Annotated in this window: 24 protein-coding genes; 12 read left to right on the top strand and 12 right to left on the bottom strand. The window is 75.9% G+C overall.

What is annotated here, in order from left to right:
• Window positions 1-4: 4 nt before the first annotated feature.
• The 4 genes from ACI6QG_RS08240 to ACI6QG_RS08225 are packed head-to-tail and all read right to left on the bottom strand — an operon-like array spanning window position 5 to window position 3655.
• The gene (locus tag ACI6QG_RS08240) at window positions 5-754 is read right to left on the bottom strand and encodes an ABC transporter ATP-binding protein (protein WP_407024111.1); all 750 of its coding nucleotides are present in this window, start codon (window positions 752-754) and stop codon (window positions 5-7) included.
• Complete coding sequence (locus ACI6QG_RS08235; protein ID WP_407024110.1) at window positions 754-1497, bottom strand: ABC transporter permease; 744 nt, start codon at window positions 1495-1497, stop codon at window positions 754-756. Before ACI6QG_RS08235 ends, ACI6QG_RS08240 begins: the two co-directional genes overlap by 1 nt.
• 32 nt (window positions 1498-1529) lie before the next feature.
• Window positions 1530-2075, bottom strand: coding sequence for a hypothetical protein (locus tag ACI6QG_RS08230; protein ID WP_407024109.1), 546 nt, complete (start codon window positions 2073-2075; stop codon window positions 1530-1532).
• On the bottom strand, window positions 2075-3655 hold the full coding sequence (locus tag ACI6QG_RS08225; protein ID WP_407024108.1) for an ABC transporter substrate-binding protein: 1581 nt from the start codon (window positions 3653-3655) through the stop codon (window positions 2075-2077). Before ACI6QG_RS08225 ends, ACI6QG_RS08230 begins: the two co-directional genes overlap by 1 nt.
• Before the next feature lie 77 nt (window positions 3656-3732).
• Between ACI6QG_RS08225 and ACI6QG_RS08220 the strand changes: the two genes are divergently transcribed.
• The 6 genes from ACI6QG_RS08220 to ACI6QG_RS08195 are packed head-to-tail and all read left to right on the top strand — an operon-like array spanning window position 3733 to window position 9334.
• A complete protein-coding gene (locus ACI6QG_RS08220; RefSeq protein WP_407024107.1) occupies window positions 3733-4656 on the top strand; it encodes a tripartite tricarboxylate transporter substrate-binding protein in 924 nt (307 codons plus the stop codon).
• Entirely contained in the window at window positions 4653-5870 is a 1218-nt protein-coding gene (locus tag ACI6QG_RS08215; protein ID WP_407024106.1) for a CaiB/BaiF CoA transferase family protein, read from the top strand. Before ACI6QG_RS08220 ends, ACI6QG_RS08215 begins: the two co-directional genes overlap by 4 nt.
• Window positions 5867-7261, top strand: coding sequence for an amidase family protein (locus ACI6QG_RS08210; protein ID WP_407024105.1), 1395 nt, complete (start codon window positions 5867-5869; stop codon window positions 7259-7261). The genes ACI6QG_RS08215 and ACI6QG_RS08210 overlap by 4 nt, the downstream gene beginning before the upstream one ends.
• 56 nt (window positions 7262-7317) lie before the next feature.
• Window positions 7318-8160 carry a fumarylacetoacetate hydrolase family protein gene (locus tag ACI6QG_RS08205; RefSeq protein ID WP_407024104.1) on the top strand — a complete coding sequence of 281 codons (843 nt, stop codon included), beginning with the start codon at window positions 7318-7320 and terminating at the stop codon, window positions 8158-8160.
• A gap of 17 nt (window positions 8161-8177) precedes the next feature.
• Complete coding sequence (locus ACI6QG_RS08200; RefSeq protein ID WP_407024103.1) at window positions 8178-8315, top strand: hypothetical protein; 138 nt, start codon at window positions 8178-8180, stop codon at window positions 8313-8315.
• 47 nt (window positions 8316-8362) lie between these two features.
• Complete coding sequence (locus tag ACI6QG_RS08195) at window positions 8363-9334, top strand: tripartite tricarboxylate transporter substrate binding protein (RefSeq protein WP_407024101.1); 972 nt, start codon at window positions 8363-8365, stop codon at window positions 9332-9334.
• A gap of 2 nt (window positions 9335-9336) precedes the next feature.
• On the opposite strand, the gene ACI6QG_RS08190 is transcribed toward ACI6QG_RS08195, so the two are convergent.
• Window positions 9337-10251 (bottom strand): PepSY domain-containing protein, encoded by a 915-nt coding sequence (locus ACI6QG_RS08190; protein ID WP_407024100.1) that lies wholly within the window; start codon window positions 10249-10251, stop codon window positions 9337-9339.
• Between the two features lie 114 nt (window positions 10252-10365).
• Between ACI6QG_RS08190 and ACI6QG_RS08185 the strand changes: the two genes are divergently transcribed.
• Window positions 10366-10899, top strand: coding sequence for a PadR family transcriptional regulator (locus ACI6QG_RS08185; protein ID WP_407024099.1), 534 nt, complete (start codon window positions 10366-10368; stop codon window positions 10897-10899).
• Window positions 10896-11186 (top strand): DUF2218 domain-containing protein, encoded by a 291-nt coding sequence (locus tag ACI6QG_RS08180; RefSeq protein WP_407024098.1) that lies wholly within the window; start codon window positions 10896-10898, stop codon window positions 11184-11186. The genes ACI6QG_RS08185 and ACI6QG_RS08180 overlap by 4 nt, the downstream gene beginning before the upstream one ends.
• Here the strand turns inward: ACI6QG_RS08180 and ACI6QG_RS08175 are convergent.
• The 6 genes from ACI6QG_RS08175 to ACI6QG_RS08150 all read right to left on the bottom strand — a co-directional run bounded on the left by ACI6QG_RS08175 (window position 11183) and on the right by ACI6QG_RS08150 (window position 16154).
• On the bottom strand, window positions 11183-11872 hold the full coding sequence (locus ACI6QG_RS08175; RefSeq protein WP_407024097.1) for a CBS domain-containing protein: 690 nt from the start codon (window positions 11870-11872) through the stop codon (window positions 11183-11185). The genes ACI6QG_RS08180 and ACI6QG_RS08175 overlap by 4 nt on opposite strands.
• Window positions 11873-11935: 63 nt before the next feature.
• Window positions 11936-13672: an ABC transporter ATP-binding protein gene (locus tag ACI6QG_RS08170; RefSeq protein WP_407024096.1), complete on the bottom strand. Its 1737-nt coding sequence runs from the start codon at window positions 13670-13672 to the stop codon at window positions 11936-11938.
• Between the two features lie 16 nt (window positions 13673-13688).
• Window positions 13689-14861: a CCA tRNA nucleotidyltransferase gene (locus ACI6QG_RS08165; protein ID WP_407024095.1), complete on the bottom strand. Its 1173-nt coding sequence runs from the start codon at window positions 14859-14861 to the stop codon at window positions 13689-13691.
• Window positions 14858-15070, bottom strand: coding sequence for a hypothetical protein (locus ACI6QG_RS08160; protein ID WP_407024094.1), 213 nt, complete (start codon window positions 15068-15070; stop codon window positions 14858-14860). Before ACI6QG_RS08160 ends, ACI6QG_RS08165 begins: the two co-directional genes overlap by 4 nt.
• Window positions 15070-15663 (bottom strand): NUDIX hydrolase, encoded by a 594-nt coding sequence (locus ACI6QG_RS08155; RefSeq protein ID WP_407024093.1) that lies wholly within the window; start codon window positions 15661-15663, stop codon window positions 15070-15072. The genes ACI6QG_RS08160 and ACI6QG_RS08155 overlap by 1 nt, the downstream gene beginning before the upstream one ends.
• The gene (locus ACI6QG_RS08150) at window positions 15660-16154 is read right to left on the bottom strand and encodes a DUF1285 domain-containing protein (protein ID WP_491630720.1); all 495 of its coding nucleotides are present in this window, start codon (window positions 16152-16154) and stop codon (window positions 15660-15662) included. The genes ACI6QG_RS08155 and ACI6QG_RS08150 overlap by 4 nt, the downstream gene beginning before the upstream one ends.
• A gap of 201 nt (window positions 16155-16355) precedes the next feature.
• On the opposite strand from ACI6QG_RS08150, the gene ACI6QG_RS08145 reads away from it, so the two are divergent.
• From ACI6QG_RS08145 to ACI6QG_RS08130, 4 genes are read left to right on the top strand one after another with little or no spacing between them, the layout of a single operon-like run.
• Window positions 16356-17354: an AAA family ATPase gene (locus ACI6QG_RS08145; RefSeq protein WP_407024091.1), complete on the top strand. Its 999-nt coding sequence runs from the start codon at window positions 16356-16358 to the stop codon at window positions 17352-17354.
• A 1-nt stretch (window position 17355) separates the two neighbouring features.
• Window positions 17356-18204, top strand: coding sequence for a DUF58 domain-containing protein (locus ACI6QG_RS08140; protein WP_407024090.1), 849 nt, complete (start codon window positions 17356-17358; stop codon window positions 18202-18204).
• 22 nt (window positions 18205-18226) lie between these two features.
• On the top strand, window positions 18227-20887 hold the full coding sequence (locus tag ACI6QG_RS08135) for a DUF4159 domain-containing protein (protein WP_407024089.1): 2661 nt from the start codon (window positions 18227-18229) through the stop codon (window positions 20885-20887).
• Complete coding sequence (locus ACI6QG_RS08130) at window positions 20887-22971, top strand: hypothetical protein (protein WP_407024088.1); 2085 nt, start codon at window positions 20887-20889, stop codon at window positions 22969-22971. The genes ACI6QG_RS08135 and ACI6QG_RS08130 overlap by 1 nt, the downstream gene beginning before the upstream one ends.
• Window positions 22972-22974: 3 nt before the next feature.
• On the opposite strand, the gene ACI6QG_RS08125 is transcribed toward ACI6QG_RS08130, so the two are convergent.
• Window positions 22975-23379 carry a hypothetical protein gene (locus ACI6QG_RS08125; protein WP_407024087.1) on the bottom strand — a complete coding sequence of 135 codons (405 nt, stop codon included), beginning with the start codon at window positions 23377-23379 and terminating at the stop codon, window positions 22975-22977.
• Between the last annotated feature and the right edge of the window lie 20 nt (window positions 23380-23399).

The raw sequence follows: 23399 nt of genomic DNA, 5'->3' as shown, positions 1-23399 counted from the left end.
GGTGTCACTCCTCGCGGTGGCGCAGCAGGGCGATGATGCGCCTGCGGTGGTCCATGTAGGCGGGGCCGTCGCGCGTGGCGCGGTCCCCCAGCTCGATCGTCTCGATGATGCGGCCCGGGCCGGAGGCCATGACGTGGATGCGGTCGGCCAGGGTCAGCGCCTCGTCCACGTCGTGCGTCACGAACAGCACGGTGGTGCGGCGGCGCTCCCACACGCCCAGCAGCAGCTCGTGCATGGATGCCCGCGTCTGCGCGTCCAGCGCGCCGAAGGGCTCGTCCATCAGCAGCACCTTGGGGCGGGCGGCGAGCGTCCGCGCCAGCGCCACGCGCTGCTTCATCCCGCCCGAAAGCTGCGCCGGGAAGGCATCGCCCCGCCCATGCAGGCCGACCTCGGCCAGGGCGGCATCGGCCTCGGCGCGGCGCTCGGCGCGCGGCAGGCGCAGGCGGCGCAGGGCGAACTCCACGTTGCCGCGCGCGGTGAACCAGGGGAACAGCGCGTATTGCTGGAACACCACGCCGACCTCCGGCGACGGCCCCGTCACCTGCGCGCCATCCACCGCCACCCCGCCGGCGGCGGGCTGCACGAAGCCGGCGATGGCGTTCAGCAGCGTGGACTTTCCGCAGCCCGAAGGCCCGATCAGCGCGGTGAAGGAGCCGGGCGCCAGACGCAGCTCGGTGGGCGCCAGCGCCTCCGTCCAGGCGCCGCGCGCCTTGAAGCGGATGGACACGCCGCTGCACTCGACCAAGCCCGCCATCAGGCGCCTTCCCAATGCACCACGCGCCGGGAGACGGAAACGAAGGCCGCGTCCAGCAGCGCCCCCAGCACGCCCAGCAGGATGAGGTTCACGAACATCACCTCGGTCTGCATGAACTGCCGCGCCTCCTGGATGCGGAAGCCGATGCCGGCGGAGGAACCCGTCAGCTCCGCCGCCACCAGCGACAGGAAGGCGAGCGCGGCGCCCATGCGCAGCCCGGCGGTGATGTGCGGCGCCGCCGCGGGAAGCACCACCTCGAAGAACTCGCGCGCCGCCCCGGCGCCGAGGCTGCGCGAGGCGCGGATGAAGGTGCCCGGCACGTGGGAGGCGCCGTGATGCGTGTTCAGCCACACCGCGAGGAACACGGTGTAGGCGATGACGAACCACTTGGACCCCTCGCCGATGCCGAACCAGACGATGGCCAGCGGCACCAGCGCGATGGCCGGGATGGGGCGCAGCAGCGTCAGCACCGGCGTCACCGCCGCGCCGATGAGGCGCGTGCGCGCCGTCAGCAGCCCCACCAGCACGCCCAAAGCCGAACCGATGCCGAAGCCGATGGCCGCGCGCCCGAGCGAGACGCGCAGATCGGCGCCCATGGTGCCGTCGTTCCACAGATCCACGGCGGCGGCCCAGACCAGCGCCGGGCCGGGCACCAGCACCGGGTTCACCTCGCCGAAGGTGGTCGCCGCCCACCACACCAGCAGCACCCCGCCCAGGGAGGCCGCGACTTTCCCGATGCCCATGCTGCCTGCCCTTTCCTGCCAGCGGGCCGATGCTAGGGGCTGCCGGACGGCGGCGCAGCCACTTGGCCGGGTGCCGAGGGTCGCGCCACACCGGCGCTGCCTGCCGGAGTGGCAGCACGGCCTTCCGTTGTCCACCACCATGCCGCCGTCAGGGGCAGCAGCGCCAGCAGCGCCAACCGACCTGCCGCCCAGGCAAGGTCATGGATGGCCCGTGCGTCCTCCCGATCGTCGAAGAAGCGGGGGACCATGCTGACCTGCCAGAGCGCCAGCACCCCCCACGCCACCGCGAGGAGCGGCACCAGCATGAGCGGCACACGCCCCAGCGCGCGCCACGCCGTGCCCGCCGCGAGGCTGGTCGTCAGCATCGGGATCGAAGTCCCAAACATGATGATGAAGGCCGCGAGCAGGGGGGAGGCCAGGGTCTCGGCCAGCACCTGCGTCCAGGGATGGTCGAACTGAACCGCCTTCCACCACAGATGGAGCAGCGCCGCGCCCGTCATGGCAAGCGCCTGCGCCGCGATGAAGACGACGAAGACGTGGCTTCCCGAACGCCCGCCGCGCCGCGCGCGCCGGATCATCACCCCTTCCTGACGTTCCAGAACAGCGGCGCCCCGCTCAGCAGCCCCGTCACGTTGCGGCGATGCGCGGTGGCCAGGAAGTACTGCCCCACCGGGATCATCGGCACGTCCTGCCACGCCTGGGCCTGGATGCGCCGCGCGATGGCCTGCTGCGCCGCCAGCCCATCGGCGGCGAACCAGGCGTCGCGCAGCCGCTCCAGCTCCGGCGCGTTCGGCCAGCCGATCCAGGCATTGGGCCCGTTGCCGCGCAGAGTCGAGGCCCCGGCCGGCGAGGCCAGGTCCAGCCCGCCGGTGAAGGTGTAGAAGCAGGACCACCCGCCGCGCTCCACCGGCTCGCGCGAGACGCGGCGGGCCAGCACCGTGCCCCAGTCCAGCGACTGCACCTCCAGGTTCACGCCCAGGCGGCGCATCATGTCGGCGCCCACCTCGCTCAGCCCGCGCACGATGGGCAGGTCGGTCGCCACCAGCATCACCACGCGCTCGCCGCGATAGCCCGCCTCCTGCAAGGCGCGGCGGGCGGCGGCGAGGTCGCGCGGGCCGGTCAGCACCGACAACCCCTCGTCATTCGCCAGCGGCGTGCCGGGGGTGAAGATGCCCACGCCGTCATTCCACATGGCGCGGTCGGCGCCGGCCACCGCCTGCATGTGGTCGGCCTGGTTCACCGCGCCCAGGAAGGCGCGGCGGATGGCAGGGTTGTCGAAGGGCGGCTGCAGGTGGTTGAAGCGCAGGATGCCCATCCAGCCGGCGGGGTCGTTGCGCGTCACCTCCACGTTGCGGTTGCGGCGCAGCAGCGGCAGCAGGTCGGTGCTGGCCTGCTCCCACCAATCCACCTCGCCGTTCTGCAGGGCGGCGGCGGCGGTGGCGGCGTCGGGCATCACCACCCATTCCACGCGGTCCAGGTGCGCCACCTTGCCGCCGGCGGTGAAGCTCGGCGCGCCCTCGCGCGGGACATAGGCCTCGTTGCGGGCATAGACGGTGCGCGCGCCGGCCACGCGCTCGCCCGCCACGAAGCGGAAGGGGCCGGAGCCGACCATCTCGCTCACCTGCGTCGCCGCGTCCACGCGCGCCAGCCGCTCGGGCATGATGAAGGGCACGGTGACGGTGGGCTTGCCCAGCGCCTCGGGCAGCAGGGGGAAGGGCGCCTTCAGCCGGAAGCGCAGTCGCCGGTCATCCAGCGCCGAGAGCTCGTCGGTGGCGGCCAGCAGCGCCTGGCCGAAGGCGTCGCGCGCGCCCCAGCGGCGGATGCTGCCCACGCAGTCAGCCGCGCGCACCGGCTCCCCGTCGTGGAAGCGCAGGTTGGGGCGCAGGGTGATGGTCCAGCTGCGGCCGCCATCCTCGACCACGTGGCCCTCGGCCATCTGCGGCTGGGCGCGGTATTCGGCGTCCATGCCATACAGCGTGTCGTAGACCAGGTAGGCGTGGTTGCGGCTGACGAAGGCGGTGGACCACAGCGGGTCCAGCACCGTCACGTCGCTTTGCGGCACGAAGCGCAGGGTGCGGGCATTGGCCGGCTGCGCCAGCGCGGGCGCGGCCAGCAGGGCGGCGGGAAGGGCGAGGGCGGCGCGGCGCGTGGCGTTCATGGCCCGCATGGTGGGGCCACGCCGCACCCCGCGCGCAAGGGTTTTCACGCGCCGGGCGGCGGCGCATCCTGCCGCGCATGCTCCGCCGCGCCATCCTCGCCCTTCCCTTGGCCGCCCCTGCCCTCGCCCAGCCGGCGCGGCCGGTGCGCATCGTCGTGCCCTTCCCGCCCGGCGGCTCCAACGACGTCATCGCCCGCCCGCTGGCCGAGCGCCTGCAGGCCCGCATGGGCGTGCCGGTGGTGATCGAGAACCGGCCCGGCGCCGGCGGGGCCATCGGCGCCGGGCAGGTGGCGCAGGCACCGCCGGACGGCACGACGCTGATGGTCACCTCCAGCTCCTTCGCCGCCTCCGCCGTGGTGCAGCGCCTGCCCTATGACGCGCAGGCCTCGTTCCAGCCGGTGGCGCTGCTGGCCCGCGCGCCCTTCCTGGTGCTGACCCACCCGGACTTCCCGCCGCGCGACATGGCGGCGCTGCTGGCCTACGCGCGCGCCAACCCTGGCCGGGTGGACTACGGCAGTTCCGGGCCAGGCGGCATCAACCACCTCATCACCGAACTCCTGGCGCAGAAGGCAGGGGTGCGGCTGAACCACGTGCCCTATCGCGGCATGCCGCCGGCGGTGACGGACCTCGTCGCCGGCCATGTGCCGCTGCTGCTGACCACCATCGCCAGCGCCTCCGGCCCGGTGCGCGAGAACCGGGTGCGCGTGCTGGCCGCCACCGCGCCCGGCAGCGGCCTGCCGGTGCCCACGGTGCGCGAGGCGACCGGGCTGGACTACGAGGCCAGCATCTGGTGGGGCCTGCTGGCGCCGCGCGGGACCGCGGCCGACGCGCTGAACGCCCATGTCCGCGCGGTGCTGGAGGACCCCGCCATCCGCCGCCTCTACGAAGCGGAAGGCGCCACCCCCGCCCCCTCCAGCGCGGCCGAGTTCGCCGCCGCGCTGGCCGAGGACATCGGGCGCTTCCGCGAGGTGGCGCGCGTGGCGAACATCACCGTCGAATGATCCCGCGCAAATCCTTCGACCCCGCGGCGCGCGGCCCGCTGCACGGGTTGCGCGTGGTGGACCTCTCGCGCCTCGTCGCCGGCAACACGGCGACGCGCGTGCTGGCCGATGCCGGGGCCGAGGTCATCAAGGTGGAACCCCCCGAGGGCGACACGCTGCGCGCCTGGCGGGTGGAGGGCATCGAAACCTCCTGGAAGACCATCTGCCGGAACAAGCGCTCGGTCTGCCTGAACCTGCGCGAGCCCGAGGCCATCGCCGTGGTGAAGCGCCTCGTCGAAGGTGCGGCGATGCTGGTGGAATCCTTCCGCCCCGGCGTGCTGGAGGCGATGGGCCTCGGCCCGGAGGTGCTGCACGCCATCAACCCGGCGCTGGTGGTCCTGCGCGTCTCCGGCTGGGGCCAGGACGGCCCGTTCCGCCACAAGCCCGGCTTCGGCACGCTGGTCGAGGGCTATTCCGGCTTCGCCGCCATCAACGGCTTCGCCGACCGCGAGCCGGTGCTGCCGCCCATGTTCATGGGCGACACCTATGCCGGGCTGCACGGCGCCGCGAGCGCGATGATCGCCCTGCGCCACGCCGAGGCCACCGGCGAGGGCCAGGTGGTGGACCTTTCCCTGTTCGAACCCCTGTTCGCCGTGCTGGACCCGCAGATGGCGAACTGGCGCCTGACGCGGCGGAAGAAGCCGCGCACCGGCAGCCGCTCCACCAACACCGCCCCGCGCAACGCCTATGCAACCAAGGATGGCGGCTGGGTCTGCCTCTCCGCCTCCACCCAGGGCATGACGGAGAAGCTGTTCCGCGCCATCGGCCGCGAGGAGCTGGTGAAGGACCCGCGCTACGCCACCAACCCGCAGCGCCTGAAGCACGCGGCGGAGCTGGACGCCATCATCGGCGGCTTCGTCGGCGCGATGACGCTGGCCGAATGCTGCGCCTTCTTCGACCGGGCCGGCGTCACCATCGGCCCGATCATGGACACCGAGCGCCTGGAGCAGGACCCCTACGTGCTGGGCCGCGAGGCGCTGGTGGAGGTGCCGGATGCCGACATGCCCGATGGCTGGCTGCCCATGTCGGGCGAGACGCCGCGCCTGTCGCGCACGCCCAACACGCTGCGCGGCGCCGCCCCCCGCCTGGGCGAGCACAATGACGCGGTGCTCACGCCCCTGCTGGGGGCGGAGGAAGTGACGCGGCTGCGCGCCGCGGGCATCCTGCGCCCATGAGCACGACCGACCCGGCGCTGATGACCGCCGAAGACCTCCTCGCCCACTACGCCACCCGCCGCCTCTCGCCGGTCGAGGCGCTGAAGGCGGTGACCGAGCGGGTGGCGCGCATGAATCCCTGGGTCAACGCCTTCGCCTGCCTCAACCCGCGCGCCATCCAGCAGGCGGGAGAGAGCGAGGCGCGCTGGATGGCCGGCCGCCCGATGGGCGCGCTGGACGGCGTGCCCGCCACGGTGAAGGACCTGCTGAACCTCGCCGGCTTCCCCACCCGCCGCGGCTCCCGCGCCACCGACGCCACCCCGGCCACGGAGGACAGCCCCTCCGTGCTCGGCCTCAAGCAGGCGGGCGCCGTCATCATCGGCAAGACCACCACCACGGAGTTCGGCTGGAAGTCGCCGGGCGACTGCCCGCTGCACGGCATCACCCGCAACCCGTGGGACCGCGCGCGCACGCCCGGTGGCTCCTCCTCCGGCGCCGGCGCGGCGGCGGCGGCCTGCTTCGGGCCGCTGCACATCGGCACCGATGCCGGCGGCTCCATCCGCATCCCCGCCGCGTGGTGCGGGGTGGTGGGGGTGAAGCCCTCCTTCGGGCGGGTGCCGCAATGGCCGCTGGGCGCCTTCTCCGGCGTCGCGGTGGCGGGGCCGATGGCGCGCTCCGTGCGCGACTCGGCGCTGATGCTCAACGCGCTGGCCCGGCATGACCGGCGCGACCCCTTCTGCCTGCCCGACGATGCGCGCGACTGGCGCGACGGCATCGAAGGCGGCGTGCGCGGCCTGCGCGTGGCGGTGGTGCGGCGCCAGGGCTTCGACGCCTTCTGCGACGCCGAGGGCTGGGCCGCGCTGGACGCCGCCGCCGCCGCCCTGGAGTCGCAGGGCGCCATCGTCGAGGAAGCCGAGCCCGCCCTGCCCGACGTGCGCGCCATCTTCGGCCGCGTCTGGGGCGTCGCGCTGGCCAGGCTGGTGGCGGGAATTCCCGAGGAGCGCCGCGCCCTGCTGGATGCCGGCATCCTGGAGGTGGCGCGCGACCAGTCCTCCATGACCGCCGCCGAGTTCCTGGGCGCCGAGGCGCTGCGCATCGAGGCCGCGCACGCCATGGCGCAGTTCCACGCAGGATTCGACCTGCTGCTGACCCCCTGCACCCCCACCGCGGCCATCGCCGCCGACCAGCCCACCCTGCACCCGCAGCAGGCGCTGTGGCGCGACTGGGCGCCCTGGACCTTCCTGTTCAACCTGTCCCGCCAGCCGGCCATCTCCGTGCCGGTGGGCCTGGATTCGGCCGGGATGCCGCGCGCCGTGCAGGTGGCGGCCGCCCTGTACCGGGATGACCTGGCGCTGCGCGGCGCGCGGGCGCTGGAGGCCGCGGTGCAGGCCCCCGCCGCACCGGACTTGTAACGTCAACGTAAACATGCTTCACGCCGCCGCGGCTGGGAACACGGGGCGGAACGCGCATGCGGCTGGTCACCTTCGATTGCGGCAAGGGCCCGCGCCTGGGCTGCCTGACGGCCTCGGGCATCCGGGACCTGGCGCCGCGCACGATGATGGACGCCATCGCCGACCTCCCGGCCGTCCGCGCCGCCTGCGAGGGCGCGCCGGTGGTCACCGAGTGCAGGCTGCTGGCCCCGCTGCCGCGCACGCCCAAGAACATCTTCTGCGTCGGCAAGAACTACCACGAGCACGCCAAGGAATTCGCCGGCTCGGGCTTCGACGGCGGCGCCAAGGACGTGGTGCCGCCCTTCCCGGTGGTGTTCTCCAAGCCGCACACCTCCATCATCGCCCATGGCGAGCCCATCCTCTCCGCCCTCGACCCCACCGGTGGCCTGGACTACGAGGGCGAGCTGGCGGTGGTCATCGGCACCGGCGGCCGCGGCATCGCCAAGGCGGACGCGCTGCGCCACGTCTTCGGCTACACCATCGTCAACGACGTCACGGCGCGGCACCTGCAGAAGCGCCATTCCCAGTGGATCCTCGGCAAGGGGCTGGACAGCTTCTGCCCCATGGGCCCCACCATTCTGACGGCGGATGAGGTGCCGGACCCGGCGGCGCTGACCGTGTCCACCTACGTCAACGGCCAGCGTCGGCAGCACGCCCCGGTGGCGGACCTCATCTTCGACATCCCCACCCTGATCGAGGCGATCTCCGCCGGCATCACGCTGGAGCCGGGCGATGTCATCGCCACCGGCACCCCGGCGGGCGTGGGCATCGGCTCCAACCCGCCGGTCTTCCTCCAGCCCGGCGACATCGTGCGCATCGAGGTGCCGGGAATCGGCGTGCTCGAGAACCCGGTCGCGTAGTCGGAAGGTCCCCTGCCATGCTCCGCCAGCCCCTCGCCCAGGCCGCGCGCCGCCGCCTCGCCGCTGCCCCGCCGCCGCCGCCGCGGCCGCCCGCGCCCTTGCAGGCCGGCGCCCCGGTGAAGCCCGCCCCCGCCCCGGCGCAGAAGGCGGGCTGACAGGCGGCCGCCGCCCGGGCAGCATCGCGCCCGGAGGAACCTCGCCCATGACGCCACGCCGCCCCCTGCTGGCCGCGCCCGCCCTGCTGCTGCCCGGCCTGGCCCGCGCCCAGGCCGCCTTCCCGGACCGCGCCCTGACCATGGTGGTGGGCTTCCCGCCCGGCGGCCAGGCGGACCTCGCCGCGCGCCCGGTGGCCGCGGCCATGGAGCGCGCGCTGCGCCAGCCCGTGGTGGTGCAGAACCGCCCGGGCGGCGCCGGCGCCATCGGCAGCGGCGCCGTGGCCCGCGCCGCGCCGGACGGCCACACCCTGCTGATGGCCCTGTCCTCCCTCGCCGTCATCCCGGAGGCGGAGCGCCTGTGGGGCCGCCCGGCGCCCTACGAGGTGGCGCAGTTCGCCCCCATCGGCCTGGTCAACGCCGACCCGACCATGCTGGCGGTGCCGGCCAACGCCCCCTGGCGCACGCTGGAGGATTTCGTGGCCGCCGCCCGCGCCCGCCCGGGCGACATCCCCTATGGCAGCTCCGGCGCCTACGGCACGCTGCACGTGGCGATGGAGATGTTCGCCGCCGCCGCGGGCGTCCGCCTGCTGCACGTGCCGTTCACCGGGGCGGGGCCGGCCATCACCGCGCTGCTGTCGGGCAACATCCAGGCCCTGGCCTCGGCGCCCGGCACGCTGACCCAGCACGTGCAGGGCGGGCGGGTGCGCGTGCTGGCCTGCTGGGGCCGCGAGCGCGCCCCCGCCTTCCCCGAGGTCCCCACCTTCATGGAGCGCGGCCTGCCGGAGGTGGAGTTCTACATCTGGGCCGGGCTGATGGCCCCCGCCGCGACGCCGGCCCCCATCCAGGCCCGGCTGCGCGAGGCCTTCGCGGGCGCGATGCGTGACCCCGAGGCGCTGCGCGCCTTCGAGGCCGCCGGCAGCCCGCCGCGCTACCTCGACGCGCCGGACTTCGCCCGCTTCCTGGCCGAGGACAGCGCGCGCCTGGTGCGCGCCGTCCAGCGCATCTGCCGGGTGGAGTAGCCTCAGACCGTGCGGGCGCGCAGCAGCGCCGCGCGCATCCGGCGCCGCCGCAGCCACAGCCACACGCCGCTCACGCCCAGCATCAGCAGCGCCAGTGCGGTGGCGATGTTCACCACGGCCCCCCAGGCGCCGCCCCAGGTCCCTTCATGGAGGATGCGCGGCCAGTTGGCGGGCAGCGGCTCCAGCCCCGCCGGCGTGACGCGATAGACCAGGGCGGTGCCGCTCGGCGGCGTTATCCGCGCCAGCCGCGCGCCGCCGCCCACCGGCCGCACCCAGTCCAGCCCGTCCAGCCCGTGGCGCTGCTCCAGCTGCCGCAGCACCTCGCGCAGCGGCAGCGGCGGGCCGGCGGCGGGAGCCGGCGGAGGCGCGGCGAGGGTGATGCCCCAGGCCAGCGCCAGGCCGGTGAGCGGCGAGCCGATGAGCAGCGGCAGCCCCGCCCAGCCTACCCCCTGGTGCCAGCCGCGCAGGGACTGGCGCAGGCGCGGCCAGCCCAGCAGCAGCCCCAGCGGCGCCAGAAGCACCAGCGCCAGGGTGGAGGCGACCACCAGCCAGCCGAGGTCCAGCAGCAGCGTCTCGTGCAGGCGGCGGCTGGACTGAAACAGCCGCGCCAGGCGACCCGGCTGCTCCAGCCGCCGGCCCGTTTCGAGGTCGAAGACGCGCGGCTCCTGGCCGCGCCCGCCCAGCGCCGCCGTGCTCTCATAGGCGCGGATGAACAGGGCGCCGCGCGCCGCCTCCGGCCCGGCGGCGTCCAGGACCGCTTCCAGCCGCGCGAGCGTCACGGTGCCGGGTGGGGCGGCCTGCTTGGCGAGGGGCTCGACGGCCAGCACCAGCCCGGTGGCGGTGACGGCCAGCAGCGGCAGGGCGAAGAGCAGAGCGGCCCAGCGATGGAGCCGCAGCGCGAGGGGTTTCCATGTCATGCGGGGAATTTCTGCCGGGGCGGCCCGGCGGCGGGAACCACCCAGCCTGTGACGAAATGCAACCGACTCGCATCCGCAATTGAAGGGGGCAGGGGAAGATATATCTTCAGTGACATGCATCAACATCACCTCCGGCGCCGCCACGCGCGCCCCGACCACCTCCTGCACGGCCCGCGCGGACCCCACCGCGGCGGCAGCCGCCGCTTCCTTTCCCCCGGCGAGCTGCCGCTGCTGCTGCTGCGCCTGCTGGAGGAGCGGCCGCGCCATGGCTACGACCTCCTCAAGGCCATCGAGGAGGCAACGGGTGGCGCCTATGCTCCCTCGCCCGGCATCATCTACCCCACCCTGGCGATGCTGGAGGAAATGGGCCGGCTGCAGGCCGCGCCCGACGCCGCCGGCCGCCGCCTGCACGCCTTGACGCCGGAGGGCGCCGCCGCACTGGCGGCGGAGCGCGCGGCCGCCGAGGCGCTGCTGCTGCGCCTGGCCGAGGCCGGCCGCCGCGCCCCGCGGCCGGAGGTGGTCCGCGCCATGGAGAACCTGAAGACCGCGCTGCGCCTGCGCCTGTCCGGCCCACCACTGGACGCCGCCCAGTCCGCCGCGGTGGCCGCAGCGCTGGATGTCGCGGCCCTGGCGCTGGAGCGCGCATGATGGCCGCCTCCGCCGCTGAGGTCGCGCTGGACCAGCCCGGCCGCTTCCTTTCGCAGCTCTGCCGGCACTTCGCCCACCGCCTGCCGGTGACGGAGGACGGGGCGCGGGGAAGCATCGCCTTCGCGGGCGGCACCTGCACCCTGCGCGCCGCGCCCGGCGCGCTGCACCTGCGGCTGGAGGCTGAGGACGCCGCCACCCGCGCCCGGCTGGAGGAGGTGGTGGCGAGCCACCTCCTCCGCTTTGCCTTCCGCGACCCGCCGGAGGTCCGCTGGGTGCCGGGAGCCTAGGAAGCCACCATCAGGAAGGGCGGCGGCGGGGCGATGTCCACCTCGACGCTGCGCACGCCCGGCACCTCCTCCGCCAGCACCTTCAGGGCCCGCGCCACGTCGGGCGAGCGCGCGAAGCCGCTGATGGTCACCGCCCCGCCCTGCACCTGCAGGTACACGTAGTTGCGGTCCACCCAGGGCTGGGCGCGCAGCCGCCGGTTCAGCTCCTCGCGCAGGGCCGCGTCGTCGGCGGCGGTGTCGGCCGGGCTTTCCGCCAGCAGCGCCTTCAGCAGGTCGGCGCGCGAGACGACGCCCAGCAGCACCCCCTCCTCCACCACCGGCAGGCGGCGGATGTTGTTGCGTTCCATCATCGCGGCGGCCGATTCGACCGGCGTGCCGGGGCTGATGGTGGTGACGTCGCGCGTCATCACGTCCTCCACGCGGCGGCCATGCGCGCGGGCGTAGCGCGCCGCGGCGTCGCCGGGCTCGCCGAACAGGCGGGTCAGCAGGCCGGGCTTGCCGTCGCGCGCGGCGGCCAGACGGCGCATCAGGTCGCTTTCCGTCACCAGCCCCAGCAGCTTGCCGGCCGCATCCACCACCGGCACGCCGGAGATGCCGCGCTCGCTCAGCAGCGCGGCCAGGGCGGCCACCGGCATGTCGGGGCGCACCGTCACCAGGTTCCGGGTCATCACGTCGCGGGCAATCATGGCATCCTCCATCCAAGATGCCCGCAAGGTGACACGCGCGTCATCCATGCGCATTGACGGACATCAAGCCTCCGCGAAGGCCTGGGAGCGCACCAGCCGCGCGTAGAGACCATCCATCGCCACCAGCGCGGCGTGGGTGCCCTGCTCCACCGCCCGCCCGTCCTCCATCACCACGATGCGGTCGGCGTCCTTCACCGTGGCGAGGCGGTGGGCGATGACCAGGGTGGTGCGGCCCTGGCGCAGCCGGGCCAGCGCCGCTTGGATGGCGGCCTCGTTCTCCGCGTCCAGGGCGCTGGTCGCCTCGTCCAGCAGCAGGATGCGCGGGTCGCGCAGCAGGGCGCGGGCCAGGCTGATGCGCTGGCGCTGCCCGCCGGACAGCACGCCGCCGCCGCTGCCGAGCATGGTGGCGTAGCCTTGCGGCAGGGCGGCGATGAAGCCGTGCGCCCGCGCCGCGCGCGCCGCCGCCTCCACCTCCGCCGCCGTGGCGCCCGGCCGCCCGCAGGCGATGTTGGCCAGGGCGGTGTCGTCGAAGATGACGGCCTCCTGCCCCACATAGGCGATGGCGTCGCGCAGGGAGGCCAGGGTCACCTCGCGGATGTCGGCGCCGTCCACGGTGATGCGCCCCGCCGTCACGTCGTGCAGCCGCGGCAGCAGCGCGATGGCGGTGGACTTGCCGGCGCCCGAGGGGCCGACCAGCGCCACCGTCTCGCCCGGCGCGGCGGCGAAGGACAGGCCCTCCAGCGCCGCCTCGCCGCGGCCGGCGTAGCGGAAGCCCACCTCCTCGAAGGCGACGCGCCCCGGGCCGGCCGGCAGCGGCCGGGCGCCCGGCGCGTCGGCCACGCGGCGCGGCGCGTCCACCACGGCGAACACCCGCGCCAGCCCGGCCAGCCCTTCCTGCAAGGAGGCGTTGAGCGAGCCCAGCGCCCGCACCGGCCGCGCGGCGATCAGCAGCGCGGCAACGAAGCCGGTGAACTCGCCGATGGTGCCCTGCCCGCTCACCACCCGCCAGCCGACGAAGCCCAGCACCACGCCCACCGTCAGCCCGCCCAGCGCCTCCAGGATGGGGTCCACCCGCGCGCGCGTGCGCGCGATGCGGAACAGCGAGGCGCGCAGCTCGGCGAAGGCGCGCGCGGCCCGGCCCTCCTCCGCCTCCTCCAGCCGGTAGGCGCGCACCACGCGGGCGGCGCCGAAGCTCTCGTTCAGCAGGGCCGAGGTCTCGGCCATGCGGTCCTGCATCCCCGACGAGGCGCGGCGGATGCGCTGGCCCAGCGCCAGGATGGGCCACAGCGCCACCGGGTAGAGCACGGCCGCCATCAGCGCCAGCTGCCAGTCCAGCCACAGCATGGAGGCGACGAGGCCGATGATGGTCAGCCCGTCGCCCAGCCCGTTGACGCTGCGGCTCATCGCGTCGCGTATGGCCACGGCGTCGGAGGTGAAGCGCGCCACGTGCCGCGCCGGCGCCTCCGCCGCCACGGCGGCGTAGTCGGCGCGGGTCAGCGCGCGGAACAGGCGGTTCTGCACGTGCTCCACCGTGCGCAGCACCGCGCCCTGGATGGTCACCTGCTGGGCGTACATGAAGGCGCCGCGCGCCGCGGTGACGGCGACGATGACCGGCGGCAGCAGCCACACCGTCGCCGCCTCGCCCCGGCCGAACATGTCGAAGGCCTGCTGGATGATGATGGGATAAAGCGCGGTGACGCCCGAGAGCGCGGCCGTCAGGAGCACCGCCAGGGCGAAGCGCGCGCGCTGGTGGCGCATGTGGTCGCGCCAGAAGCGGCGCAGCAGGGGAAGGCTGTCCATGTCGGGGCCGTGCCTATCAGGCGCGGGCGCGCGCGACCAGTTCGGCCAGGCATTGCTCGCGGCCCGCCGCCGCGCCGCCGGCGATCCACCATTCCCGCACCTCCCCCAGCAGCCGACCCAGCGCCGGGCCGGGCGGCAGGCCGGCGGCCAGGGCGTCGCGCCCCTGCAAGGGGAAGTCGGCGCCCGCCGGCAGGTCGAACAGCGCCGCCCAGGGACCTTGCGGGTCCTCGGCCGCCGCCACCCGCGCCACCTCGCCCGGCGCGGCGGCGGGCGAGCGCGCGCGCAGCCGCGCCGCCATGCGCCGGCGGGCCAGGGCGTCCGTGCGGGGCTCCAGCGCCGCCACGTCGTGCAGGGCACGCATCCGCGCCAGCTCCGCCCCCGACCAGCGCAGCCGCGCCGACAGCGAGGCGAGGTCGGTGCCCGGGGGCAGCAGCGCGGCCAGGCGCAGCAGCGGGTCGCGCGTGTCCAGCACCGGGTCCAGCCGCCCCGGCGACCCGGCCTCGGGCAGCACGGCGCCGAGCACGCCAGATCCGGCCATCAGCGCCAGCGCCCCGCGCGGGTCGGGCGCTTCCAGCAGGCGCTTGAGCTCCATCCACACCCGCTCGGCCGACAGGCGCGCCAGCAGCGGCACCGCGCCGCGGATGGCCTCGAGCGCCGCCGCGTCCGGCGCGCCGCGCCCGTAGCGGGCCTGGAAGCGGAAGAAGCGCAGGGCGCGCAGGTGGTCCTCGCGCAGGCGGATGGCGGCGTCGCCCACGAAACGCACCCGCCCGGCCCGAAGGTCCGCCGCGCCGCCGAAATGGTCGTGCAGCGCGCCGTCGGCGCCCAGGGACATGGCGTTGATGGTGAAGTCGCGCCGGGCCGCGTCCTCCTGCCAGTCGTCGGTCCATTCCACCGTGGCGTGGCGGCCGTCGGTGGCCACGTCGCGGCGCAGCGCCGTCACCTCGATGGGCAGGTGGTCCAGCACGGCGGTGACGGTGCCGTGCGCCAGCCCGGTGCCGAACACCTTGAACCCCGCCGCCTCCAGCGCCGCGGCGATGGCCTGCGGCGGGCCGGGGGCGGCCATGTCCAGGTCGTGCAGCGGCAGGCCGGCCAGCCAGTCGCGCACGCAGCCGCCGACGGCGCGGGCCCTGGGCAGGGCGCGGAACACCGCCTGCGGCGCCGGCGCCAGCAGCGCGGGCGGCAGGCTCACCGCACCTGCCCGTCCCGCAGCACGGCGGGCACGTAGCGCTCGCCGCGCTCGATGCCGCGGCCCAGCCCCCACCAGGCCAGCGCGGCCACGGTGGCCAGCACCAGCACCGCCAGCACCGCCAGCGTGCCGCGCGAGGGCAGCCGGCCCTGGCCCAGCCGCATCCACAGCACGAAGGCCACCAGCGGCAGCAGGAACAGCAGCGCCGCCATCACGCCCCCCGCAAGGCCGCGGCGAGGTTCACCAGGATGCGCGCCGTGGCGCCCCACACGTGGTGCTCGCCGTGCGGCCAAACCCAGTATTCGCGCATCCGCCCCTGCCACATGGCGGATTCGCGGCGCGGGGCATCCGGGTCCGTCACCACCGCCACCGGCAGCTCGAAGGCGGCCGCGACCTCAGCCGGGTCGGGCGTCAGGGCGATCGGCGGCTCCACGCTCGCCAGCACGGGGGTGATGACGTAGCCGGTGCCGGTGGTGTGCCGCGGCAGCCGACCGTGCAGCACGGGCAGGCGGGGGTCCAGCCCCACCTCCTCCGCCGCCTCGCGCAGGGCGGCGGCCTCGGCGGTCTCGCCGGGCTCCATGCGGCCGCCGGGGAAGCTCACCTGCCCGGCATGGGTGGACAGGTGGGCGGCGCGGCGCGTCAGCAGGATGCCCGGCGCCGCGTCGTGCAGCACGCAGCACACCAGCACGGCGGCGGGCTTGATGCTCGTCTCGCTCAGCCCCTCGGCGTCGTCGGAGAAGCTTTCGGGCAGGCCGGCCAGCAGGCCCGGCCGGGCCAGGGCGGCCCGCAGTTCCGCGGTGGTCACTCGGCGGCGGCGTCCAGCGCGGCGACCTCGTCGATGGGGAAGAAGGCGCCCTCGCTCCAGACGCCCAGCACCTCGCGCCCGTCCACGCGCTCGGGCACCGCCAGCGCCACCATCTCGTAGAAGACGGCGCGGGTGATGCGCGCCTCCAGCCCCGGGCGAACCGTCACGTAGGGGCGCGGCTCGCGCGTGCGGGGGTCCAGCGCCACGCGGATCGGGTTCTCCGCGCTGGCGGTCACCACCTCGTCGCAATTGGTGCGGAAGCTCAGGCACTGGCGCGGGGCGCCGTCGCCGCAGGGGCAGTCCTTCCAGGCGAGCTCGACGGCGATGAAGGGCGCGTCCTCCACCTCGATGATGCCGCGCTCGACCGGCGTTTCCAGCACGTAGGCGCCGTCGGCCTCGCGCCGCAGCACGGAGGCGAACAGGCAGACCAGCTCCTTGCGGCCGATCGGGCTGCCCTTGTAGTGCCAGGTGCCGTCGCGGGCGATGCGCATGTCCAGCCGCCCGCAATCATGCTTGGGCCGCCTGGCCCATTCCGGGGCGGGCGTGGGCCGCGCCTCCCTCGCCTGAGGGAGCTTTCCACTGGGCGCTTTGATCCGGCGTTCCGTCAGCATAGGCTTTCCTGAGACCCACCGTGAGCCTGCCAGAGGGGCAACCCGCCCTTCCTGTCCAGGCAATATGGGAGAGGCTGCCGGATGAATGAAGTGCCCCCCGCACAATCCCTGATCGGCGAGGTCGAGGCCCTGTCCGACCGGCTGGCCCGCGCCCGCGCCGCCATCGGCCGCGTCATCTTCGGGCAGGAGGCGGTGGTGGAGCGCGCGCTGGTCACCCTGCTGTCCGGCGGGCACCTGCTGCTGGTGGGCGTGCCCGGCCTGGGCAAGACCAAGCTGGTGGAGACGCTGGGCACCGTGATGGGCCTGGATTCCGGCCGCGTGCAGTTCACCCCCGACCTGATGCCGGCCGACATCCTGGGCTCGGAGGTGCTGGAGGAGGACGCGCAGGGCAAGCGCGGCTTCCGCTTCATCCCCGGCCCGGTCTTCACCCGGCTGCTGATGGCCGACGAGATCAACCGCGCCTCGCCGCGCACGCAATCCGCGCTGCTGCAGGCGATGCAGGAGCACAAGGTCGCCATCGGCGGGCGCATCCTGCCCCTGCCCGCCCCCTTCCACGTGCTGGCCACCCAGAACCCCATCGAGCAGGAGGGCACCTACCCGCTGCCCGAGGCGCAGCTCGACCGCTTCCTGCTGGAAGCCCAGGTGGACTACCCGGACGAGGACGCCGAGCGCGCCATGCTGCTGGCCACCACCGGCGCGCAGGAGGCCCGCCCGCAGCCGGCGATGACGGCCGAGGAGCTGCTCTCCGCCCAGGCGCTGATCCGCCGCATCCCGGTGGGCGAGCAGGTGGTGGACGCCATCCTGCGGCTGGTGCGCGGCGCCCGCCCGGGCACGGAGGGCGCCCTGCCGGAGGTGCAGGCCCACCTTTCCTGGGGCCCCGGCCCGCGCGCCGCCCAGGCGCTGATGCTGGCCACCCGCGCGCGGGCGCTGCTGGACGGGCGCCTGTCGCCCTCCGTCGAGGACGTGCGCGAGCTGGCCGAGCCGGTGCTGCGCCACCGCATGGCGCTGAGCTTCGCCGCCCGCGCCGACGGCGTGCGGCTGGAGGAGGTGGTCGCCGCCCTGAAGGCCCGCATTGGATAGGGTGCTGCCCGCGCGGGCGGAGGCCGCCGCCGCCGCCCTGCCGCCCCTGGTGGTGGAGGCCGAGCGCGTGGCCGCCACCCTGCTGCAGGGCGCGCATGGCCGCCGCCGCGCCGGGCAGGGCGACGCCTTCTGGCAGTTCCGCCCCTACCTGCCCGGCGACGCCGCCGCGCGCGTGGACTGGCGCCAGAGCGCCAAGGCCGACCGCCTGTTCGTGCGCGAGACGGAATGGGAAGCCGCGCAGACCGTGGTGCTGTGGCGCGACGGCAGCGCCTCCATGGACTGGCGCTCCTCGCCCGCGCTGCCGGCCAAGCGCGCGCGGGCGGAACTGCTGCTGCTGGCGCTGGCCGCGCTGCTGCTGCGCGGGGGCGAGCGCGTGCGCCTGCTGCCGGGCCCGGCGCGCGCCTTCGCCGGGCGCGGCGCCCTGCCGGCCCTGGCCGATGCCCTGTCCCGCGCCGGGGATGCGCCGCCGCAGGCCGACGCCGCCCTGCCCCGCCACGCCCGCGTGGTGCTGTTCGGCGACTTCCTGGCCCCGCCGGCCGAGGTGCAGGCGGCCTTGTCGGGCTTCGCCGCGCGCCCACTTCGCGGACAGATGATGCAGGTGCTCGACCCCGCGGAGGAAACCCTGCCCTATGCCGGCCGGCTGCGCTTCGAGGGGCTGGAGGGCGAGGCCCCGGCCCTGGTGCCGCGCGCCGAGGCGGTGCGCGGCGTCTATGCCGAGCGCCTGTCCGCCCACCGCGCCGCGCTGTCCGGCTTCGCCCGCGCCGCCGGCTGGGGATTCGCCACCCACCGCACCGACCAGCCGCCGCAGCTCGCGCTGCTGGCGCTGTGGCAGGCGCTGAGCCCGGCATGAGCCGCATGGGGTCCGCGCCGTGATGTCCTTCGCCGCGCCCTGGCTGCTGCTGGCGCTGCCGGCCCTGCCGCTGCTGTGGTGGCTGCTGCGCGTCACGCCGCCCACCCCGCGCCGGCAGGACTTCCCCGCCGCCATCCTGCTGCAGGACCTGCCGCGTCCGGAGGAGGTGCCGGCCCGCACGCCCTGGTGGGTGCTGCTGCTGCGCGTGGCCGCCGCCGCGCTGCTCATCCTCGGGCTGGCGCGGCCGGTGCTGGGCCCGCCGCCCGGCACGCCCGGCGCCGGGCCGCTGCTGCTGGTGGTGGATGACGGCTGGGCCGCCGGCCCCGACTGGCCGCGCCGCCTGGCCCTGGCCCAGGCCGAGCTGGAGCGCACCGCGCGCGAGGGCCGCGCCGCCGCCCTGCTCGCCACCGCCCCCGGCGAGGGCGGCGCGGCGCCGCGCGTGGTGGGCCCGATGCCGGCGGCCGACCTGCTGGGCCGTCTGGCGGCGCTGCGCCCCCGCCCCTGGCCGCCCGACCGCGCCGCCGCCCTGGCCGCGCTGCGCCCCTGGCTGCGCGGCACCCCCGGCGCCCAGGCGCTGTTCCTGTCCGATGGGCTGGACCACGGCGACGCCGCGGGGGCCGCCGCCTTCCTCGCCGCCCTGCCCGAGCCCGTGCTGGCCCGCGCCGAGGACCGCCCGGTGCGCCTGCTGCTGCCCCCGCGCGCCGAGGGCGACCGCCTGCTGCTGGCGCTGCGCCAATCGCCCCTGGCGGTGGCGACGGAGGCGCAGGTGGTGGCCCGCGCCCAGGACGGCGCCGCCCTGGCCTCCGCGCGCGTCGCCGTGCCGGCCGGCGCGGCCGAGGGCGGCGCGGCGCTGGACCTGCCGGTCGAGGTGCGCAACCGCGTCTTCCGCCTGGACATCGCCAGCGAGGGCGGGGCCGGCGCCACCGTGCTGCTGGACGAGCGCTTCCGCCGCCGCCCCGTCGGCCTGCTGCCCGGCGCCGAGCAGGGCGCCGACGCCCCCCTGATCGGCGAGCTGTTCTACCTGGAGCGCGCCCTGGGCCCCTTCGCCGAGATCCGCCGCGGCGAGGCCCCGGCGCTGCTGGCCCGCCCGCTTTCCGTGCTCATCCTCGCCGACCGGCCGCTGGAGGGCCCGGAGCTGGCGGCGGTGACCCGCTTCGTCGAGGGCGGTGGCACGCTGCTCCGCTTCGCCGGCCCGCGGCTGGCCGAGGCGCCGGACGCCCTGTTGCCGGTGCGCCTGCGCGCCGAGCGCCAGCTGGGCGGCGCCCTGTCCTGGGAGCAGCCGCAGCGCCTGGCGCCTTTCCCCGAGGGCTCGCCCTTCGCCGGGCTGGCGGTGCCGCCGGAGGTGACGGTGGCGCGCCAGGTGCTGGCCGAGCCCTCGGCGCAGCTGGCCCCGCGCATCTGGGCCCGGCTGGCCGACGGCACCCCGCTGGTGACCGGCGAGGCGCGCGGGCAGGGCCGGGTGGTGCTGTTCCACGTCACCGCCAACGCCGAATGGTCGGACCTGCCGCTGTCGGGCCTGTTCGTGCAGATGCTGCGGCGGCTGGTGGCGCTGTCCGCCGGGGTGGCGGGCAACGAGGCGGAGGGGATGCTGCCGCCGGTGGAGTCGCTGGACGGCTTCGGCCGGCTGGGCGCGCCGCCGCCCGGCGCCCAGCCCATCCCGGCGGCGGGCGAGGCCGCCATCGGCCCGCGCACCCCGCCCGGCTGGTACGGCAACGAGGGGCTGCGCCGCGCCGTGAACCTGGGCGGCGCCATCCCCGCGCCCACCCCCTTCGCCGTGCCGCCCGGCACCGCCACCCGCCCCATCGCCGGCATCCCGCCCGAGCGCGACCTGGGCCCCTGGCTGCTAGCCGCCGCGCTGCTGCTGCTGGCCGCCGACCTGCTGCTGAGCCTGCGGCTGCGCGGCATCCCCCTGCTGCGCGCCGCCGTCGTGCTGCTGGCCCTGCTGGCCGCCCCCGCCGCCGCGCAGGACCCGGCGCCGGAGGGCGCGAACGCGCTGGTCACCCGCCTCGCCTTCATCGCCACCGGCGACGGCGCGACGGACGAGGCGGCGCGCGCCGGGCTGGCCGGCCTGTCGGACTTCGTGAACCGCCGCACCTCGGCCAGCCTGGCCGAGCCGGTGGCGGTGACGCCGGGCCGCGACGACCTCTCCTTCTTCCCGCTGCTGCTGTGGATCATCCGCCCCGAGGCCCAGGCGCTCGACGCCGCGGCGCGCGAATCGCTGAACGCCTTCATGCGCGACGGCGGCATCCTTTTGCTCGACACCCGCGACGAGGGCTCGGGCGAGGGCTTCGCCCCCGGCGCGCGCGCCGCGCTGCGCCGCGTGACCCAGGGCCTCGCCATCCCGCCGCTGATGCCGGTGCCGGAGGAGCACGTGCTGCGCCGCGCCTTCTACCTGCTGCCCGAGCTGCCGGGCCGCTTCGCGGGCGGCACCGTCTGGGTCAGCCGCGTCGAGGACCGTGCCAACGATTCGGTCTCGCCGGTGGTGATCGGCGGGCATGACTGGGCCGCGGCCTGGGCGTCGGACGCGCGCGGCAACGCGGTGCACGCCGCCGTGCCAGGCGGGGCGCGCCAGCGCACCCTGGCGCTGCGCTTCGGCGCCAACCTCGTCATCTACGCGCTCACCGGCAACTACAAGGGCGACCAGGTGCACGTGCCCGCCATCCTGGAAAGGCTCGGCAACTGATGGACCGCACGCGCCTCGCGCTGGATTTCGCGCCCGTCCTGCCGCCCTGGCTGCTGGCGCTGCTGGCGGCGGCGGCGCTGCTGGCCCTCGCCCCGGCGCTGTGGCGGCGCGCGCGCGGCGCGTGGTGGCGCGCGCTGGCCTTCGCGCTCATCCTCGCCGCCCTGTCCGGCCCGCGGCTGGTGGAGGAGACGCGCGAGGTCCGCCCCGACATCGCCCTGCTGCTGCTGGACCGCACGGACAGCATCGGCGCCGCCCCCGGCCGCGCCGCCGCGCTGGAAGCGGCGCGCGAGCAGCTGGCGCAGCGCCTGGGCCGCCTGCGCGACCTGGAGGTGCGCACCGCCGAGGTGCCGGAGGGCGGCAACCAGGGCAGCCGCGCCTTCGCCGCCATGGAGCGCGCCCTGGCCGAGATCCCCGCCGCGCGCCTGGCCGGCGTGTTCCTGCTCAGCGACGGGCAGGTGCATGACGCGCCCGCCGCCTGGGCGCCGGGGCCGGAGGTGCCGCTGCACCTGCTGATGCCCGGCCGCCCCGGCGAGGTGGACCGGCGCATCCGCCTGGTCGAGGCGCCGGGCTTCGGCATCGTCGGCCGCGCGGTGGAGCTGAAGCTGGTGGTGGAGGATCTGGGCGCGCCGCGGCCGGAGGGCACGGCGCTGCTGACCATCCGCCGCGACGGCGCCGCCCCAGTGACCGAGACGGTGCCGCTGGGCCGCGAGCACACCCTGTCCATCCCCGTCGAGCGCGCCGGCCCCAACGTGCTGGAGCTGCTGGCCGAGGCGCGCCCCGGCGAGGTGTCGGACGCCAACAACCGCGTGGTGCTGAACCTGAACGGCGTGCGCGACCGCCTGCGCGTGCTGCTGGTGAGCGGCGAGCCCCATGCGGGCGAGCGCACCTGGCGCCGCCTGCTGAAGTCCGACCCCGGGGTGGACCTGGTGCACTTCACCATCCTCCGCCCGCCGGAGAAGGACGACCTGACCCCGCTGAACGAGCTGGCGCTGATCGCCTTCCCGGTGCGCGAGCTGTTCCAGGTGAAGCTGCGCGAGTTCGACCTGATCGTGTTCGACCGCTTCGCCAACCGCGGCATCCTGCCGCCTTCCTACCTGCGCAACATCGCCGACCACGTGCGCCTGGGCGGCGCGCTGCTGCTGAGCGTCGGACCGGAATACGTGGGCGGGGCCAGCCTGTTCTCCACCCCGCTGGGGCAGGTGCTGCCGGCGCGCCCGCTTTCGCCCACCCAGGCCATCCTGGAAGGACCCTTTCGGCCGCGCGTCACCCCGCAGGGGCTGCGCCACCCGGTGACGGAGGGCCTGCCCGGCGCCAACGCCGAGGGGCGGGAGGCGCAATGGGGGCGCTGGTACCGCACCGTCCGCGCCGAGCCGCGCGCGGGTTCCGTGCTGATGTCCGGCGCCGGCGACGCGCCCCTGCTGGTGCTGGACCGCGTGGGCCAGGGCCGGGTGGCCCTGATGCTGAGCGACCACATCTGGCTGTGGTCGCGCCAGCACGATGGCGGCGGCCCGCAGGCCGAGCTGCTGCGCCGCATCGCCCACTGGCTGATGCGCGAGCCGGAGCTGGAGGAGGAGGATCTGGTGGCGCGGGTGGAGGATGGCCGCCTGCTGGCCACCCGCCGCTCGCTGGACCCCGCCCCGCCGCCCGAGGCGGTGGTGACCGCCCCCGACGGCACCGAGAGCCGCGCCCCCTTCGCCCCGCAGGGCGGCCGCGCCGTGCTGGACATCCCGGCCGGCGCGCCGGGGCTGTGGCAGGTGACGGACGGAAGGCGCGTCGCCTTCGCCGCCGCCATGCCCGCCAACCCGCCGGAATGGGAGGATTTGCGCGCCGATGCCGGACGGCTGGCGGCGCTGGTGGAGGCATCGGGCGGCACGGCGCGCCATGTGGGCGACGGGCGCGCGGTGCCCGACCTGCGCCGGGTGGCCCCGGGCCGCGACGCCGGCGGCGCGAACTGGGCCGGGCTGCGCCAGCGCGGCGACCACACGGTGACCGGCATCGCCGCCCTGCCGCTGCTGCCGCCCTGGCTGGCCCTGGCGCTGCTGCTGGGCGTGGCCGTCATCGCGTGGCAGCGGGAAGCGCGGTAGCGCTCACTCCGCCGGCAGGGCCTCCAGGTACAGGGCCGCCATCAGCAGCACCGCCAGCGCCGCGCCGACCGCCAGCGCCACCGAGCCGCCCAGCGCCGCCAGCCCGGCGGCCAGCCCCGCCGTCCCCGCCGCCATCAGGCGCGAGACGGCATCGGCCGCCATGCGCCGCGCCGGGCCCATGCGCGGCATCAGCGAGGCGTGCAGCCCCGCCAGCACCGTCGCCGGCCCCACCAGCAGCGCGGTCGCCGTCCAGGCCCCGCTCTCGCGCGCCGCCAGCACCAGGAAGGCGAAGCCGGTCACCGGCAGCGCGGCGGCGCACCACCCCGCCAGGTCGCGCGCCGGGCGGCGAGCGGCCTCGGCCAGGGCGGCGTGGGCCGCGAGGATGGCGTGGTCCAGCGAAATCGACATGGGCCGGGGCAAGGCAGTCG

The sequence above is a fragment of the Sabulicella flocculans genome, assembly GCF_045449635.1.
Lineage (GTDB): Bacteria > Pseudomonadota > Alphaproteobacteria > Acetobacterales > Acetobacteraceae > Roseococcus.
The sequence above is the reverse complement of the archived record's forward strand: the minus strand, read 5'-3'. Positions and strand labels throughout refer to the sequence as shown.

Excerpts from the sequence above, each read along its gene's own strand:
- ACI6QG_RS08170 (WP_407024096.1), bottom strand. The coding sequence starts at position 13,672 with ATGGACAGCCTTCCCCTGCTGCGCCGCTTCTGGCGCGACCACATGCGC.
- ACI6QG_RS08145 (WP_407024091.1), top strand. The coding sequence starts at position 16,356 with ATGAATGAAGTGCCCCCCGCACAATCCCTGATCGGCGAGGTCGAGGCC.
- ACI6QG_RS08180 (WP_407024098.1), top strand. The coding sequence starts at position 10,896 with ATGATGGCCGCCTCCGCCGCTGAGGTCGCGCTGGACCAGCCCGGCCGC.
- ACI6QG_RS08125 (WP_407024087.1), bottom strand. The coding sequence starts at position 23,379 with ATGTCGATTTCGCTGGACCACGCCATCCTCGCGGCCCACGCCGCCCTG.
- ACI6QG_RS08185 (WP_407024099.1), top strand. The coding sequence starts at position 10,366 with ATGCATCAACATCACCTCCGGCGCCGCCACGCGCGCCCCGACCACCTC.
- ACI6QG_RS08135 (WP_407024089.1), top strand. The coding sequence starts at position 18,227 with ATGTCCTTCGCCGCGCCCTGGCTGCTGCTGGCGCTGCCGGCCCTGCCG.
- ACI6QG_RS08210 (WP_407024105.1), top strand. The coding sequence starts at position 5,867 with ATGAGCACGACCGACCCGGCGCTGATGACCGCCGAAGACCTCCTCGCC.
- ACI6QG_RS08190 (WP_407024100.1), bottom strand. The coding sequence starts at position 10,251 with ATGACATGGAAACCCCTCGCGCTGCGGCTCCATCGCTGGGCCGCTCTG.
- ACI6QG_RS08195 (WP_407024101.1), top strand. The coding sequence starts at position 8,363 with ATGACGCCACGCCGCCCCCTGCTGGCCGCGCCCGCCCTGCTGCTGCCC.
- ACI6QG_RS08160 (WP_407024094.1), bottom strand. The coding sequence starts at position 15,070 with ATGGCGGCGCTGCTGTTCCTGCTGCCGCTGGTGGCCTTCGTGCTGTGG.
- ACI6QG_RS08215 (WP_407024106.1), top strand. The coding sequence starts at position 4,653 with ATGATCCCGCGCAAATCCTTCGACCCCGCGGCGCGCGGCCCGCTGCAC.
- ACI6QG_RS08235 (WP_407024110.1), bottom strand. The coding sequence starts at position 1,497 with ATGGGCATCGGGAAAGTCGCGGCCTCCCTGGGCGGGGTGCTGCTGGTG.
- ACI6QG_RS08220 (WP_407024107.1), top strand. The coding sequence starts at position 3,733 with ATGCTCCGCCGCGCCATCCTCGCCCTTCCCTTGGCCGCCCCTGCCCTC.
- ACI6QG_RS08130 (WP_407024088.1), top strand. The coding sequence starts at position 20,887 with ATGGACCGCACGCGCCTCGCGCTGGATTTCGCGCCCGTCCTGCCGCCC.
- ACI6QG_RS08175 (WP_407024097.1), bottom strand. The coding sequence starts at position 11,872 with ATGATTGCCCGCGACGTGATGACCCGGAACCTGGTGACGGTGCGCCCC.
- ACI6QG_RS08230 (WP_407024109.1), bottom strand. The coding sequence starts at position 2,075 with ATGATCCGGCGCGCGCGGCGCGGCGGGCGTTCGGGAAGCCACGTCTTC.
- ACI6QG_RS08150 (WP_491630720.1), bottom strand. The coding sequence starts at position 16,154 with ATGCGCATCGCCCGCGACGGCACCTGGCACTACAAGGGCAGCCCGATC.
- ACI6QG_RS08240 (WP_407024111.1), bottom strand. The coding sequence starts at position 754 with ATGGCGGGCTTGGTCGAGTGCAGCGGCGTGTCCATCCGCTTCAAGGCG.
- ACI6QG_RS08225 (WP_407024108.1), bottom strand. The coding sequence starts at position 3,655 with ATGAACGCCACGCGCCGCGCCGCCCTCGCCCTTCCCGCCGCCCTGCTG.
- ACI6QG_RS08205 (WP_407024104.1), top strand. The coding sequence starts at position 7,318 with ATGCGGCTGGTCACCTTCGATTGCGGCAAGGGCCCGCGCCTGGGCTGC.
- ACI6QG_RS08200 (WP_407024103.1), top strand. The coding sequence starts at position 8,178 with ATGCTCCGCCAGCCCCTCGCCCAGGCCGCGCGCCGCCGCCTCGCCGCT.